Annotated in this window: 13 protein-coding genes and 2 tRNA genes; 6 read left to right on the forward strand and 9 right to left on the reverse strand. The window is 48.9% G+C overall.

The window, feature by feature from the left end:
* A complete protein-coding gene (locus C5S61_RS04980; protein WP_110513985.1) occupies positions 1-429 on the forward strand; it encodes a hypothetical protein in 429 nt (142 codons plus the stop codon).
* A 64-nt stretch (positions 430-493) separates the two neighbouring features.
* On the opposite strand, the gene C5S61_RS04985 is transcribed toward C5S61_RS04980, so the two are convergent.
* Positions 494-1,540 (reverse strand): glycosyltransferase family 4 protein, encoded by a 1,047-nt coding sequence (locus C5S61_RS04985; RefSeq protein WP_110513986.1) that lies wholly within the window; start codon positions 1,538-1,540, stop codon positions 494-496.
* Between the two features lie 24 nt (positions 1,541-1,564).
* Complete coding sequence (locus C5S61_RS04990) at positions 1,565-3,025, reverse strand: serine/threonine protein kinase (RefSeq protein ID WP_110513987.1); 1,461 nt, start codon at positions 3,023-3,025, stop codon at positions 1,565-1,567.
* A 139-nt stretch (positions 3,026-3,164) separates the two neighbouring features.
* Between C5S61_RS04990 and C5S61_RS04995 the strand changes: the two genes are divergently transcribed.
* The 5 genes from C5S61_RS04995 (at position 3,165) to C5S61_RS05015 (ending at position 9,326) form a co-directional block, all read left to right on the forward strand.
* Positions 3,165-3,356, forward strand: a complete 192-nt coding sequence (locus C5S61_RS04995; protein ID WP_110513988.1) for a hypothetical protein — start codon at positions 3,165-3,167, stop codon at positions 3,354-3,356.
* Between the two features lie 11 nt (positions 3,357-3,367).
* Positions 3,368-3,586 (forward strand): hypothetical protein, encoded by a 219-nt coding sequence (locus tag C5S61_RS05000; RefSeq protein ID WP_110513989.1) that lies wholly within the window; start codon positions 3,368-3,370, stop codon positions 3,584-3,586.
* Between the two features lie 2 nt (positions 3,587-3,588).
* On the forward strand, positions 3,589-4,458 hold the full coding sequence (locus C5S61_RS05005; protein WP_110513990.1) for an alpha/beta fold hydrolase: 870 nt from the start codon (positions 3,589-3,591) through the stop codon (positions 4,456-4,458).
* 127 nt (positions 4,459-4,585) lie between these two features.
* A complete protein-coding gene (locus C5S61_RS05010; RefSeq protein WP_164689237.1) occupies positions 4,586-7,204 on the forward strand; it encodes a histidine kinase dimerization/phosphoacceptor domain -containing protein in 2,619 nt (872 codons plus the stop codon).
* A 13-nt stretch (positions 7,205-7,217) separates the two neighbouring features.
* The gene (locus C5S61_RS05015; RefSeq protein WP_110513992.1) at positions 7,218-9,326 is read left to right on the forward strand and encodes a putative bifunctional diguanylate cyclase/phosphodiesterase; all 2,109 of its coding nucleotides are present in this window, start codon (positions 7,218-7,220) and stop codon (positions 9,324-9,326) included.
* Between the two features lie 163 nt (positions 9,327-9,489).
* Here C5S61_RS05015 and C5S61_RS05020 read toward each other — a convergent pair whose 3' ends face one another.
* The 7 genes from C5S61_RS05020 to C5S61_RS05050 form a co-directional block, all read right to left on the reverse strand.
* Complete coding sequence (locus tag C5S61_RS05020; protein WP_110513993.1) at positions 9,490-10,935, reverse strand: MFS transporter; 1,446 nt, start codon at positions 10,933-10,935, stop codon at positions 9,490-9,492.
* A 347-nt stretch (positions 10,936-11,282) separates the two neighbouring features.
* A complete protein-coding gene (locus tag C5S61_RS05025; protein ID WP_054534299.1) occupies positions 11,283-11,924 on the reverse strand; it encodes a response regulator in 642 nt (213 codons plus the stop codon).
* Between the two features lie 11 nt (positions 11,925-11,935).
* Positions 11,936-12,976, reverse strand: coding sequence for a sensor histidine kinase (locus tag C5S61_RS05030; protein ID WP_110513994.1), 1,041 nt, complete (start codon positions 12,974-12,976; stop codon positions 11,936-11,938).
* A gap of 55 nt (positions 12,977-13,031) precedes the next feature.
* Positions 13,032-13,367, reverse strand: coding sequence for a hypothetical protein (locus C5S61_RS05035; protein ID WP_124033384.1), 336 nt, complete (start codon positions 13,365-13,367; stop codon positions 13,032-13,034).
* A 59-nt stretch (positions 13,368-13,426) separates the two neighbouring features.
* Positions 13,427-13,503 (reverse strand) — tRNA-Asp (locus C5S61_RS05040).
* 37 nt (positions 13,504-13,540) lie between these two features.
* Positions 13,541-13,617: transfer RNA gene (locus C5S61_RS05045), tRNA-Asp, on the reverse strand.
* A 166-nt stretch (positions 13,618-13,783) separates the two neighbouring features.
* Positions 13,784-14,701: a cation diffusion facilitator family transporter gene (locus C5S61_RS05050; protein WP_110513996.1), complete on the reverse strand. Its 918-nt coding sequence runs from the start codon at positions 14,699-14,701 to the stop codon at positions 13,784-13,786.
* Positions 14,702-14,704: the final 3 nt, after the last annotated feature.

Below are 14,704 nucleotides of genomic sequence, written 5' to 3' on the forward strand. Positions count from 1 at the left end.
ATGCAACAGATTCAACAAATACGCTATGGAAAGAAGCCGCTAGGATTAGTATTGATTGGCTTTATGTTTGCAGGCCGTGGAGCTTTAGCAGGAATTATGCTATTTATTTATGGCTTGCGGCTGTTGGATATGGAGTCTAAATATTTGATAACAACGGTCTTTATGATGTCGTTTTTTGGAGTTGCTACATTTTTTCATTTCAAAATTGCGCAAGGTTTGTTTAATTTGCGCGAGCAAGCACGTAAATGGGCAGTGATTGTTGAAGCAATTATTTTGGTTTGCTATGGTATCTATATGCGGTTTTTTGCCGAGCAAATAACCTTATGGACGATTATTGCAGCTTTACTCACAATGCTAATTATGTGGTATTTATCACGTGATATAACGCGAGCGTGGTTTGCGCCAAGCAAAAAAGCTGCGCAACATTAAATTGATTGAAAGCAGTAGCGCAAAACTACTGCTTTTTTGTTGCTCATTCTCCGTTTGTCACCGATCAACTATTGGTTGCGCCAAATAAGGCGCGGCGATAGACGGCCTCTAGCTCACGGGCCAGCACAGTGTAACCAAAATTGCTGGCTACTCGTTCGTGTGCTGCTTGGCCCATCTGCAAGCGGCGGGCTGGATCTTCGCCAAGCTCCTGAATTGCTTTGACAAAGGCGTTCACATTATCCAATTCGCAGAGCAAGCCAGTTTCGCCATGGTTGACGACTTCGGGCAAGGCCGAAGCATTCGTGGTGATGACGGGCCTGCCACAGGCTCCTGCTTCGGCGGCGACAATGCCAAAGCCTTCAACCCGCGCTGGAAACAGCAACATATCGCACGAACGATAGGCAGCAATTAAGCCATCGCGGTCGGGCGTGCCGATGCGCACCATCTGCGGATGCGGCGGCGCTGCTTGTACGCCTTGAAACGATTCGGTGTAATACAGCACATACTGCGGCCCAAGCTGATCCATAATTTTTGGCAATAAATCAAAGCCTTTGCGCCGCGTGCGATTGCCCACAAACAGCAAACGAATTGGCGCTGGATGCTCAGGCAGATCGTTGGTGCGTTCAAAATCGGGTGCTGGCGTAAAAGCTTCGGTGTCAATTCCATCGTAAATCACGGTTGTTGGGCGATCGCCATAGGTACGGCGGGTTTGCTCTTGGGTGTAGCGGCTGACGCAAATCACCTCATCGGCCAAGCGCACCGACAAGCCATCGTAGGTTTTTTCGACCAAGCGATAGAACAAGCGTTGTTGCGGCGAGCTGTAGGGTTGCAGCAAAGGGTCTGTCACAATGTGATGCACGGTGGTAACGAGGGGCAAACCAGGTGCGCGCAAGGCCCAAGCACAGCGCGAACGACCCTGAACCAAATCATGGCCTTGCCACCAATTGCGGCCTAGGGCTAATTTTGCCGCCATGGGAGCGAAATTAAACAGGTGCGATAAACGGCGTAAGCTTGGCTGATGGCCAGCCCGTTGCATTGCACGGGTGATATTTTGAATGCCAATATCAACGCCGCCCTTGCCGAGCGGCGAGATGTAGAGTGGCTTTAGCATAGTGTTTGTAATTCCTATCGCGGCTTATGGCCTAGGAATGGCAACCGAGGCTCTAATCGTCACTTCATAGCGGATGCCACTAGCATCGGTGCCGATATTGCGTGGATTTCCGCCCACGAAGGTCAGCGATGCCTCGTTGATTTTAGCAGTATTGCTAAATTCGGCAACTATTGCTTGGCGATATTGCTGCTTGAGTTGGTTGGCAATCTCCGCATCTGGTGTGCCTTCAGCCACGCTGACCACAATATTGCGCTCAATCCAGCGATTGCTGGCTGCTTGCGGAATTGGCGTGACGCTCGCAGTTGGACTGGTGTTGAAGAAATTAAGAATCTTTTGATCCATGCCTGGAATACCCAGTGCCAACAAGGCTCCTACCACCATCAGCGTTAAGAGCGGAATCCATGGGCGGAAGCGCTTTTGCGGTTTGGCATTTGGCTTGGTCGTTGGCTTGCTGGGCAAGGGTTGGCTTTTTGGTTTTGGTTTTGGCTTGGTGCTGCTGGTTGGCGCTGCTTTTTGCGGCTGCGGAATTGAGCCAACGCTGGCGGCCATGGCTGGTTTTTGTGGTTTTTGCTCAAGAATGACGGTTGGCTGTGGTTTGGGCTTGGGCTTGGGTTTATGCAACGATTCCAAGGGCAAGGCTGCACGAAAGGCTGCGGCGCTCTTCCAGCGCTTGCTAATTTCCATCTCCAAGGCCACGCTGATGGCTTGGGCGGTGGCAACCGAAACTTTGGGCGCTAAATCGCGCACTGGTGGAAAGGAAAAAGGCGCTTCATCACGCGGGTCGCGGCCAGTTAAAAGATGATGCAAGGTTGCGCCCAAGGCGTAAATATCCGATTGGGGCGTGGCTTGGCCTTGATATTGCTCAGGTGGCGAATAGCCAGGCGTGCCAATTAACGTGCCACGTTCGTTGGGCTGAAATAGTTTGGCGATGCCAAAATCGACAACTTTAACATTGCCAGTTTTGCGCTCGATCATGATATTCGAGGGCTTAACATCACGGTAAATCAAGCGTCGTTCGTGCAAATAATCGAGCACATTGGCAATTTGCTCGGCCCAGCGCAAAACAGTTGGCTCATCGAATTGCTCATTGGGTTGTTGGCGCTGCAAATCTTCTAAATCGTCGCCTTCGACAAAATCCATGGCAAGGTAATAGCGCCCGCCATGTAAAAAATCGCCATAAACATGCGGAATTTGCGGGTGTTTTAATTCGCGCAGAATTGAGGCTTCTTCTTTAAAGCGTTCAATCGCCTCATCGCGTTCGGCTTTATCGTTGAAACGATCGATCAACGATTTGAGCGCATAGCGTTTGCCACTCTGATCGGTTGCTGCATACACCGCTCCCATTCCGCCTTCTTTGATGGCACGGGTGATGCGGTAGCGATTGTTGAGAACTATATTATTGCCACATTGTTGGCAGAATTTGGCATCATTGCGATTATCGGTGCCACAGATTGGACACAACGTTCGCTCGTTTTCTATACTCATATCGATGGTTCCTTAGGCTCAGCACCCTTCCCTGTTGTATGCTACGCTATGCTGTGGGCAACTGTTGCAAGTCTAACACAGAAGTTCCAACGATGGCAGCGTTGCACTATTAACAGTTGATTGGTTATGGAGGTTGATAATGGCTCTATCAATTGATCAAATTTATGATTATGCAGAAGCCCTAATTGCCCGTAAAACGCTTGATGGCGGCCAAATTGAGTTGCGTCAGATGCAGCGTTTGTGCGAATTTTTGGCCGAACTGGCAAGCCAAAATGGCGATTCCGCCAATGCCCAGCGCTTTACCCACTTAGCCCAATCCAGTCAAGCCTAAGGAGCAGCAAAATGTTAACAATTGAATCAATTCAACAACATATCCGCGAGGCCATTGCCGAAGCGATTGCAGCCAAAAACCCTGCCGAACTGGCTCATTTGCAACAGATGGCTGGCCTATTGATGAAACCTGCGAATTTACATAACGATCAAGAAGCCGAATATGCTTTTCGGGTGCTGGCCGCCAAAGCTGCGAATGCCCGTGAAGCTTTGCTGCAAAAAGAGGATTAAGCATGAGCGAGCTTGAACATGCGACAGCCTTGATTAATGGCCTCAATTTGCATTATGTGCGGGCTGGTAGTGGGCCATTGGTTGTGCTCTTACACGGCTTTCCTGAGTTTTGGTATTCGTGGCGGCACCAAATTCCAGCCTTGGCTGAAACTCATACGGTGGTTGCGCTCGATCAACGGGGCTACAATCTCTCGGATAAACCAGCGTTATGGCAGCATTACACGATTGATCTTTTAATTGATGATGTGCGTGCGCTGATCGAGCATTTGGGTTTTGAACGAGCGACGATTGTTGGCCACGATTGGGGCGGGGCGGTGGCGTGGACGTTTGCCATGCGCTATCACGGCTATGTTGAGCGCTTGGTGGTGATGAATCTGCCGCATCCCAAGTTGATGATCAAGAATCTTTGGACGAATCCACGCCAGATGCTGCGTTCGTGGTATATCTTTATGTTTCAAATCCCTGGGTTGCCAGAGTGGTTTGCCAAACGCAACAATTTTGAGTTCTTGACGAAAGCATTGACGAGTGCAGTGCAACGGCCTGGTGTATTTAGCGCCGACGATATTCACGCCTATAAGCAGGCTTGGAGCCAGCCTGGAGCATTAACTGCGATGATTAATTGGTATCGGGCGTATGTTCGGCAGGGATTGAAACATTTAAACCAATTAAGCACCCATGCGGTGCATGCGCCAACCTTGTTGATTTGGGGCACTGCCGATGGAGCGCTTGGCCAAGAATTAACCTACGGCACCGAGCGCTACGCCACCGACCTGCGAATTCGCTATTTAACTGATGTCAGCCATTGGGTGCAGCAAGAAGCTCCCAACGAAGTCAATGCCGTCTTGATCCCATTTGTACGGGGCGAGGGGTAGGCCATGGTGAATTTTGCTAGACCAGATGTCTACCCCGCAAATGAGACACTAGTCATCCTGACGAACCTGTGAAGCCTTGTTATGATCTGCCTTGCCCAATTGGCTGATCATGAAAGGCGGTGCGGGTATGGGTTTTCTTCAACAATCTGATGCTGATCCATCACCAACGATGCCGCTTGAGCAGCAAGCGACGGCCTGGAATAGCGCATTAAACCAGTTTGTGAGCTGGATTGCCAATGAAAGCCTCGCTTGCGAAAGCCTTGTGCCCTATTTCAAACCTTGGCTTAGCAACCTCACCTCATGGCTCCTGTTCCTGCCAACTGATCCTAAAACGTTGCTTCAGAGCTTCGTAATTGGGCAGCACGAACTATACCAAGTAGTACCACAATCAATTCGTTTGGCTTGGCTCGAAACCCATTATTTCAATCCAGCCCAAGCCTTGCAAATGCCGCAACGCTTGGCAAATCCTGCTGAGGCTGGTTTGCTTTTGCCGCCGAGCGATGCGCCGATTTGGTTGATTCCACTGCAAGCGTATGGCCGTTTATGGGGCATTGTGCTGCTAGAAGTTGCTGAGGCTAGCCCACCCAGCCAGCATCCACTTTATATCATGCTCGCCCAAGCAATTGCTAACCTCAGTTTGCACCTCGATGCGCGCTATGCCCGCGAATACGAGGTGCAAGCCTACCAACGTATGCATATGATGAGCGAATCATCGCATATTTTGGCTCACACTGGCTTGAATTTGGATCGCATGCTTTTGGCATTAAGCAAGCATTTATGCGAGCATTTTAGCGATGGCTGTATGCTGCAAATTTTGAGTATCCGTGAAACAAGCCAGATTCAGCAAGAGATGTTTTATCATCAACAAGCGGAGTATCGAACCCAGCTGTATCGAATGTCGGCGGAGTGGGCTGATCAATTAGCTGCTGATTCATTACGCAATCAGGTATTAATTTCCAACCAAGCTTTAGCATTAAATATTTACGAACATCAAGCGCTTTTGCAAGCCAGTGAGTTTCAACCGCTACTTGGTGAGTATCAACTGAATAGTGTTTTGATTGTAGGCTTATATTGGAATGATCATCCTGTTGGTATATTAACCTTATTGCGTACCCACATTAATTTGCCATTTATGCAAGAAGATCTTGATATTGCACGTGATATTGGTACTCGTTTTGTTGAAGCCCTTGAGCAAACCCGTTTATATACCGAATTGCATGAACAAGAGCAAGCATTAATGTTGATGGTGCGTCGTTTAGAAGAACAGGTTGAAGAACGCACTAATGCCTTATCAACGACCAACGTGCAGCTAAATCGTGAACTAGATCGCCGTCGCAATACTGAAAAAGCCTTAGTCGAAAGTCAAGCGCTATTACGCAGTTTTTATGAGAGCACACCAGTTATGATGGGTGTTGTAGAAATTACGCCTGAAGCTGATTTAGTGTTGCTAGCAGCAAATACGATGACGATTAAGCAATGGCGCTTGGCAGCTAATTATTGTGAAGTGACCATGAGCGAGCTGGGGATTCCACGGATTGATATTGATCGCTGGATTCAATTTTTTCAGCGCAGCCGCACCAAAGGCCAACCAGAACACTTTGATTATATTGATCCGTTTGATCAAACAATTATGTACAAAGCAACCTTAAGTCCCGTTGTCACAACCTCGCCAATTGACCAGCGGTTTTGTTTTGTGCTCGAAGATATTACTGAAAGCCGTAACCTACAACAATCGTTGGAAGAAAGCAAACGTTTGGTTGAGCAAATTAATAATTCAATTCCATGTATTGTTTATATGTATGATGTCCGCATTAATCAAGTTACCTACATCAATCGTTCATTGAATTCGATGCTTGGTTATGCAGTAGACGAAATGGTTGGCATGGAAGAAATGGATTTACGCAGTTTAATTCATCCTGATGATTTGATTGAAATTGATGCCTATCTGCCAAGTTTATATAACTCAAAACCTGGGACGATTATTCAAAATCGGTTTCGGATTAAGCATCGTGATGGTCAATGGCATTGGATTGTGAGCTATGATACCGTATTTGAAAGCGATGAAACTGGCTATGCAACTTCAGTTTTATCTGCTTTGCAAGATGTAACCGAGCTTTATTTGCAGCGTGAACAACTGCAAGCATCGTTACAAGAAAAAATGGTGTTGCTGCAAGAAATTCATCATCGCGTAAAAAATAATTTGCAAATTGTTTCCAGTTTGCTTAATTTACAAGCTCGCCAGATTAACGATGCGACTACTCGTGATCGCTTTTTGGAAAGCCAAAGCCGCATTCAGGCCATGGCTTTAGTTCATGAACAGCTCTATCGTTCATCAGATTTGCGTTCGATCGATTTGGCTGAATATATTAAACACTTAGTACAATTTTTTCGCCGTTCGCATACCAATCGGCCCACAATTTCGGTTCAGGTTATACTTGAACCAATTACGCTCAATACTGATACAACGGTTCAAATAGGATTAATTATCAATGAACTATTGACGAATAGTTTTAAACATGCTTTTATTGCGCGAGAAGGCGGCACGATTTGGCTCAAAGGCACGAGTAATCAGCAACATGTTGAGCTTGAAATTGGTGATGATGGGATTGGGCTACCAGTCGATCGTGAAACCTCGAACTCCATGGGCCTTGAATTGGTGTATGCACTGATTCGGCAGTTGGGTGCCACAATCCAGCAACTTTCAACGTCTGGCACAGTCTTTAAGTTAACAATTCCACATAAATAAAGGATTTTGCGCAATGAGTAAAGCAAGTATTGTGATAGTTGAAGATGAAGTGATTGTGGCCTTGGATATGCAGCAAGCGCTCACGGCGGCTGGCTACAAGGTGCTTGGCAGTTTTAGCCGCGGCGAAGATGCACTGGATTTTATTGCCCAACAATGCCCTGATTTGGTGGTGATGGATATTCATTTGCAGGGCGAACTTGATGGCATCAGCACCGCCGAGCAGTTGCAAAAAGTCTATGGCCTGCCGATTATTTATCTGACCGCCTATTCCGATTCGGAAACCTTGGGCCGCGCCAAAGCGACCGAGCCATATGCCTACTTGGTCAAGCCGTTTGAAGATCGCGATTTGCTGAGCGCGATTGAGATGGGCTTATATCGCCATCGGGTTGATCAACGCTTGCGCCGCATGGAGCGCCTGTATTCAAGCACCTTGAATAGTGTTGATGATGCAATTATTACGACCGATATTGCTGGCTTGATCAAATTTGCTAACCCAACTGCGAGCACGTTGTTGGCTATGCCGAATGATACGTTGGTTGGGCAATTTATTGGCGATGTGGTAAAAATGCTCGATCGCGAAAGCCAAATGACCTATCAATTTGATCTAGAATACTTAATTCAGCAACCAAATCACCATCTTCTATTACCACGCCAAATGCTAGTACACGATCAAGAACAATTGATGGTTGCCCCAAGTATTTCGCAAATTCGCGAAGAAGATGATACAATTGCTGGAATCGTGTTGGTATTGCGTGATATGCGCGATCTTGATGCTGCTGAAGAACATATTCGCCATCAAGCAATGCACGATGCCTTAACTGGCTTATCGAATCGAAATGTGTTTATCAATCGCTTGCAATATATTCTTGATCATTATCATCTGCAACATCACCATGCGGTACTATTTATCGATCTTGATCGGTTTAAAGTTATCAATGATAGTTTAGGCCATATTGTTGGCGATAAATTATTAATTCAAGTTGGTCAACGCTTAGAGCGCTGTATTCGCTCACATGATTTAGTAGCTCGCTTAGGTGGCGATGAATTTACGATTTTGCTCGATGGAATTCATGATTTGCATGATGTATTACGCATAACCGATCGTTTATTAACTGTTGTTGCTGAGCCATATCATATTGATGGCTATAAAGTATTTACGGCGGCCAGCATTGGCATTGTGGTGATCGACGATCATTACAAGCATTATCACGAAGTGCTGCGTGACGTGGATAGCGCAATGTATCGGGCGAAATCGCAGGGCCGTGGTTGTCGGGCGGTGTTTGATGCTGAAATGCATGTTGAGGCCTTACGCACCTTGCAAATTGAGGTTGAATTGCGGCGTGCGGTTGAGCGCAACGAATTGTGTTTGCACTATCAGCCAATTATCAAGCTAGCGACTGGCGAATTGTCGGGCTTTGAGGCCTTGTTGCGTTGGAATCACCCAACCCAAGGCGTAATTGGCCCAGCCTCGTTTTTTGCGATTGCAGAAGAAACTGGCATTTTGGCGCAAATTGGCTGGAAATTGTTGCGCGAATCATGCGAGCAAATTTGGGCTTGGCAAACCGAGTTTCAGTTTCATCCGCCGTTGGAGTTGAGTGTTAATTTTACCCATCGCCAATTTTTTCAAGCCAACTTAATTCAACAAGTGCAAACTATTTTGGCTGAAACTGGCATGCCTGCGCGGCATTTGTGCGCCGAAATAACCGAAGGCGTGATGATGCAAAGCAATCGCGCGGTCGAGGTGATGCGCGAATTGCATGAAATGGGCGTGCAAGTGCATATCGACGATTTTGGTACGGGCTATGCCTCGCTGAGCTTGTTACATGGTGCGCCCATCGATGTTTTAAAGATTGATCGGGCTTTTATTCATAGCGAAGGCGGGGCCAGCAATCATTCAATCGCCCAACTGATTAGCTTGGTGGCGCGTTCGTTGGGCTGTGCTGTGGTGGCCGAGGGCGTGGAAGATGCCAAAACTGCCCAAATGTTAATTGAAATGGGCTGTGATTTTGGCCAAGGCTGGTGGTATTCCAAAGCGCTGCCGCCGGAAGAAGCCCACGCATTAATTAGCCGTTTTGCCCAAGGCCATGTGATGGTTCCGTTGAATGCTAATGTTGCGCAGTAGGAAATTGACTTATCCCTCACCCCCCAACCCCCTCTCCCACGAGAACGCGGGCGAGGGGGAGCCAACTATTGTCTACCAACACATTGTGTTAAAACCGCGAGGTTAAAGTCCCTTGCCACGAGAACGCGGGCTAGGAGTTGAGTGAGGCAATCAGCTTATAGTGCTACGATTGCGCGATCACATCCATTTCTGGAGCCATCGGATTATCGCTGGCTTCGTCGTGTAGCGAATTATCCTTCGTTTCTTTGAGCAAGACCATGCCAACCACAAACGTCAACAGAGCGATACCAATCGGAAACCACAGCCCAGCGTAGATATTGCCAGTGCTGCTGACCACGGCGGTTGCGATAAATGGCAGCCAACCGCCAAAATAGCCATTGCCAACGTGATAGGGCAGCGAAACCGAGGTATAGCGAATTTTGGCCGGAAACGATTCCACCAAAAAGGCTGCAATCGGGCCATAGACCATACAAACACACAATACTAGGCCGAAAATGATTAACGTGAGCAAGACCGTGTTGGGATTGCTGGCTACCGCAGGTGTGATAACCTTTCCAGCCTGATCGAGAACTGCTGGCGTAATTGGCCCAGCTGCCCATTTGAGAGCCATAAATGCGGGATAAATGGCAATTGCCCCGATTAAATTGCCTGCCATCATTACCGTTTTGCGCCCCCATTTATCTGAAAGCGCTCCCATGACCACAAAAAACGGCATGCCCAACAGCAACGCGATGGCTACAATCGTATCGACGGTATTGGCTGGAACTTTGGCTTGAGTTTTGAGCCATGAGTTAACATAAAATTGGGCCGTATACCAGATGACCGCTTGGCCAGCAGCAGCGCCAAAGAGCACGGTCAAAATTACTTTCCAATTCCGACGATTGCCAAAGCTATCTTTGAGCGGGGCTTTGGAGGTTTTGCCTGCGTGTTTAAGTTTGGTAAATAACGGCGATTCGCTCATTTTGGAGCGAATGTAAACTGAAACGCCGACTAGCACGATTGAAAGCAAGAAGGGAATCCGCCAGCCCCAACTATCAAAGGCTTCCTTGCTCATTGAGCCGCGTACAATCAAAATCACGATCAACGAGACAAATAAGCCAAGCGTGGCCGTAATTTGGATAAAACTGGTGTAGAAGCCACGTTTATCATCGGGAACATGCTCAGCGACGTACACCGCCGCGCCGCCATATTCGCCGCCAAGCGCCAAACCTTGAATAATTCGAATAATCACCAAGATAATTGGGGCTAGAATGCCAATTGAGGCATAGGTTGGCAGTAGCCCGATGACGGTGGTAGCGCCGCCCATAATCAGCAAGGTGACCAAAAAGGCATATTTCCGCCCAACAATATCGCCGATGCGGCCAAACACCAGCGCGCCAAATGGTCGAGCCGCAAAGCCAGCCCCAAAGGTTGCAAAGGTTTCAAGCAAAGCGGCAGTTTCGTTGCCTTGCTGATAAAAATTGGTCGCAATGACCGCAGCCAAACTACCAAAAATATAAAAATCGTACCATTCGATCATGGTTCCCAAGGCCGATGCAAGAATGACCTTCCAAATTGTGGCTTGTGAAACGACGGTGGAATGCTGTGATGGCAAGGGATTGCTTGACATAGGGTTGCTCCTTAATTGCAACAACCAACTTCAATCCAAAAATATGTGCCTTAGACAGCGAACAGGGGTAGGGAAATTAATGGGGTGTCCTGCCAAATCAAATCTACACACCTCCGGTTAACTTAAGCAAAGTTGGAGATATTGGCATAACAGCGTGGTGGTTTGAACGCTCAGCAGGGAGCAATTCAGCGGTTTGGGCATCAGCTGCGCAGATTGAGGATTGATTAACTGATGCATAAAGAGGTTAAATATTGCTTAAAGCCGTTATGTTGGCGCTACGATAGCACTAGAATAATAGGCTGTCAAATTGCTGCGTGGGCCTTCGGCTCTCACTTCTCAAAGCCTGGCTATGGCTCGATCATGCCACGGCGAATGGCATATTTAACCAGATCAGTGCGATCGTGCAGGTCGAGTTTTTCCATAATATTCGTGCGATGGCTTTGCACAGTTTTGACGCTAATGACCAATTGGGCGGCAATTTGGCGGTTGGTCAAGCCTTCAGCGACCAATTTCAACACCTCTAATTCACGCTCGGTCAAATCGGCAAACTTCACGGTATCGCTATCGCCCAACTGGTTGAGCTTGGCAATCAAGGCTGGGTCGAGGTAGGAATCGCCACGTTGCACTGCGCGAATTGCCGAAACCAGCTCGGTGGCAGCGGCGCGTTTGAGCACATAGCCAGTTGCGCCAGCCCGTAGCGCTTCCTTGAGATATTCCTCGCCTTCGTGCATGCTCAAAAAGATAACTTTGGTTTCTGGTGAGCGCGAACGAATTTCGCGAGCTGCGGCTAGGCCGTTCATGCCAGGCATGGCAATATCCAAGACGGCTAAATCGGGATGCAGCGCATCGGCCAGATCGACAGCTTCAGTTCCATCGTTGGCCGTGCCTACAACCCGAAAATCGGGCTGGGCTTCCAAAACCATGCGCACGCCATCACGCATCACGGCGTGATCATCGGCCAATAAAATTGTTATTTCGGCAATTGCCATAGCACAATCCTTTAGGCGACGCTGGCTTGGGTAACTGGCTCTAGCGGAACGGTGATTGTCAATTCTGTGCCAATGCTTGGGGCACTATCAATCACCATGGTTCCGCCGAGCAGGTTAATCCGCTCATACATGCCGAACATACCGACCCCACGGCCATCACGTTCGGGATTGATTGTATTGGGATCGAAGCCAACGCCATTATCTTCAACCCTCGCCCGTACAATTTGGGGATTGGTAAGGTCAATATCGACCTCAACATACGAGGCTTGGGCATGTTTTACAATATTGCTGAACGCTTCTTGGAGCATGCGATAGAGCGCAGTTTCGACGGCTGAGGGCAAACGCCGTTCCTCGCCACGCACCTGCACATCAACCCGAATGCCGCGATGGGCTAGACGTTCGGCTGCTTGCGCGCGTACGGCGGCAGCCAAACCAAGGTCATCAAGTTGCGATGGACGTAAATCGGCAATAATCGTGCGCACGCCTTCGAGCGTCGTGCCAGCCAAATCGCGTAAGCCAATCAACCGTTCGCGGACTGCTTGCGCTTGCGGATTTTGGGCGGCGGTTTCTGCATAGATCACCAAGGTTGCCAGCGATTGAGCCGTATCATCGTGCAATTCACGGGCGATGCGCCGCCGCTCTTCTTCTTGGGCATTGATCACTTGCTGGGTTAGGCGCTCGGTCAAGGCCCGTGAACGCTCGATGGCGCGCGTATCGTCCTCAACTTGATCAAGCATTGCATTGAAGGCTTGCGAAAGTTGGGCAATTTGGGTATCGCCGGCGCTAGTTTGCGGCACGCGCACACTCAAATCGCCATCGGTTACGCGTTCGGCGGCAATTTGCAGGTTGGTGAGCGGCCCCAAGGCCACGCGCAATACCACATAATTGACCGCAACGCTGAGCACGACACCGATCAACGAAAAAACAACCGTCAAGGTCAGGCCTTCGGTTGTTGCTAAGCGGCGTGTGATCGCCGTGCCAGCGATTGCGCCTAAACAAACTATTGCACTATTGCCAATTAAAATCTGGTAAATCAGTGGTATCCGTCGCATAGGTGTATTGTATCATCAACCATCAATCTTTTAAATCAAGATTGAGCCCTAGATTTTAGCCCAATAGAATCAGCAGAACGACCCCAATGCCAGCAGTGCAGCCAAGCAAAACCAAGCCATACGCCGCGCGGGCAAAATGCCATGGCATCCAGCTAAATCGCAGGCTCAGCAAATCACGCAGGCTGCGGCGATAGCGATGATGGTGATTTGGCGTTCGTTGCACCGCCAAAGCATAGACCGCGATTAATCCGGCCACGCAGCTATGCACAATTGTTTGCAAAAGCAAGGCCCATGAAAATGGCTGCCAAAGCAGGTTAATCAAGGCGGCGCTGGCGATCAAGGCAGCAGCAAGCCAAAATAGCATAACAAAGCGGATTTTTGTTCGTAGCACATCATCCTCGCAGTGCTAAAACAAAATACGGACGTAGAGTGTTCTACGTCCGTATCGTCTGGCGGGCCCGAGGGGATTCGAACCCCCGATCTCCACTGTGACAGAGTGGCATGTTAGGCCGCTACACCACGAGCCCCGATCAGGTTGTTGTTGTTGCGCTGGCAGATAAAAATTGGCGGGCCCGAGGGGATTCGAACCCCCGATCTCCACTGTGACAGAGTGGCATGTTAGGCCGCTACACCACGAGCCCGCGTTTTTGCTTGCCTCGCGACAACGGGGATATACTACCACAGACTCGTTTTTTTTGCAAATGGAACGAAGCGTGGAGAATTCCCTCATGCCAAGCCCTCGCCCATGCGCTGGACGAGGGGCTTTAAACCCATGGTTCTACCGCAATGGGTGCTGAAACCTTTTGCTCAGTTAATCGGCTCATGATTAACCCGATCCAAGCCTTCGTCATCCCAGGCGGCTGGGTCTTCGAGTGGTTCGAGATGGGTGATGGCGTGGCTATCAGGTAGGGCTGCGGCAATCGCCAATTCGATTGTTTCACACACATCATGGCCTTTTTGCACGCTCCACGAGCCAGGCACCAGCACATGTAACGAAACAAAGCGCCGTGGCCCGGCAACGCGCGTGCGCAGCGCATGAAAATCTAAACCGCGTTGGCGATAGCGTGACAGAATATCCTCAATTACTGCCTGATCTTCTGCAGACAGGGCGCTATCGAGCAAGCCGTAGCCCGATTCGCGCAGAATGCGAAAGCCAATCCAGATGATGTGTAAGGCTACGGCGATAGCAATTAGTGGATCAAGCACCAGCCAGCCAGTAATTTTGGTTAGTAAAATACCGCCGATGACCCCAATCGTTGTCCAAACATCAGTAAATAAGTGCTGTGCATCAGCTTGGAGGGTGATTGAGCGCAAGCGTTTGCCTGCTCGCATAATAATCCAGGCAACGCCGCCGTTGATCGCGGTGGCCAAAATCGATAGCCCCAAACCAAGGTCGAGTCGCGTGATCTCGGTTGGGTTGAGCACCCGTGGCCAGGCTGTCCAGATAATGCTGCCCGCCGCGAGCATAATCAACATGCCTTCTAAGCCGCTAGCAAAATATTCAGCTTTGGTGTGGCCGAAGGCATGATCATGGTCTGGCGGGCGCATGGCGATGGTCAACATCCACAAGGCCATCATGGCGGCAATTAAATTAACAACTGATTCAGCAGCGTCCGAAAAAAGCCCGATTGATCCGGTCAAAAGATAAGCGCCAAACTTTAAACCAATCGTGATGCATGCAGCAGCAATTGATAATAAAGCATAGCGCTGTTTCCCACTTAACATAAC

The sequence above is a fragment of the Herpetosiphon llansteffanensis genome (assembly GCF_003205875.1).
In the GTDB taxonomy this organism is placed as follows: Bacteria; Chloroflexota; Chloroflexia; order Chloroflexales; family Herpetosiphonaceae; genus Herpetosiphon; species Herpetosiphon llansteffanensis.

What these genes read in the sequence shown, in the direction of transcription:
- C5S61_RS04980 (WP_110513985.1), top strand. Translation starts at nt 1, where the DNA reads ATGCAACAGATTCAACAAATACGCTATGGAAAGAAGCCGCTAGGATTA.
- C5S61_RS04985 (WP_110513986.1), bottom strand. Translation starts at nt 1,540, where the DNA reads ATGCTAAAGCCACTCTACATCTCGCCGCTCGGCAAGGGCGGCGTTGAT.
- C5S61_RS04990 (WP_110513987.1), bottom strand. Translation starts at nt 3,025, where the DNA reads ATGAGTATAGAAAACGAGCGAACGTTGTGTCCAATCTGTGGCACCGAT.
- C5S61_RS04995 (WP_110513988.1), top strand. Translation starts at nt 3,165, where the DNA reads ATGGCTCTATCAATTGATCAAATTTATGATTATGCAGAAGCCCTAATT.
- C5S61_RS05000 (WP_110513989.1), top strand. Translation starts at nt 3,368, where the DNA reads ATGTTAACAATTGAATCAATTCAACAACATATCCGCGAGGCCATTGCC.
- C5S61_RS05005 (WP_110513990.1), top strand. Translation starts at nt 3,589, where the DNA reads ATGAGCGAGCTTGAACATGCGACAGCCTTGATTAATGGCCTCAATTTG.
- C5S61_RS05010 (WP_164689237.1), top strand. Translation starts at nt 4,586, where the DNA reads ATGGGTTTTCTTCAACAATCTGATGCTGATCCATCACCAACGATGCCG.
- C5S61_RS05015 (WP_110513992.1), top strand. Translation starts at nt 7,218, where the DNA reads ATGAGTAAAGCAAGTATTGTGATAGTTGAAGATGAAGTGATTGTGGCC.
- C5S61_RS05020 (WP_110513993.1), bottom strand. Translation starts at nt 10,935, where the DNA reads ATGTCAAGCAATCCCTTGCCATCACAGCATTCCACCGTCGTTTCACAA.
- C5S61_RS05025 (WP_054534299.1), bottom strand. Translation starts at nt 11,924, where the DNA reads ATGGCAATTGCCGAAATAACAATTTTATTGGCCGATGATCACGCCGTG.
- C5S61_RS05030 (WP_110513994.1), bottom strand. Translation starts at nt 12,976, where the DNA reads ATGCGACGGATACCACTGATTTACCAGATTTTAATTGGCAATAGTGCA.
- C5S61_RS05050 (WP_110513996.1), bottom strand. Translation starts at nt 14,701, where the DNA reads ATGTTAAGTGGGAAACAGCGCTATGCTTTATTATCAATTGCTGCTGCA.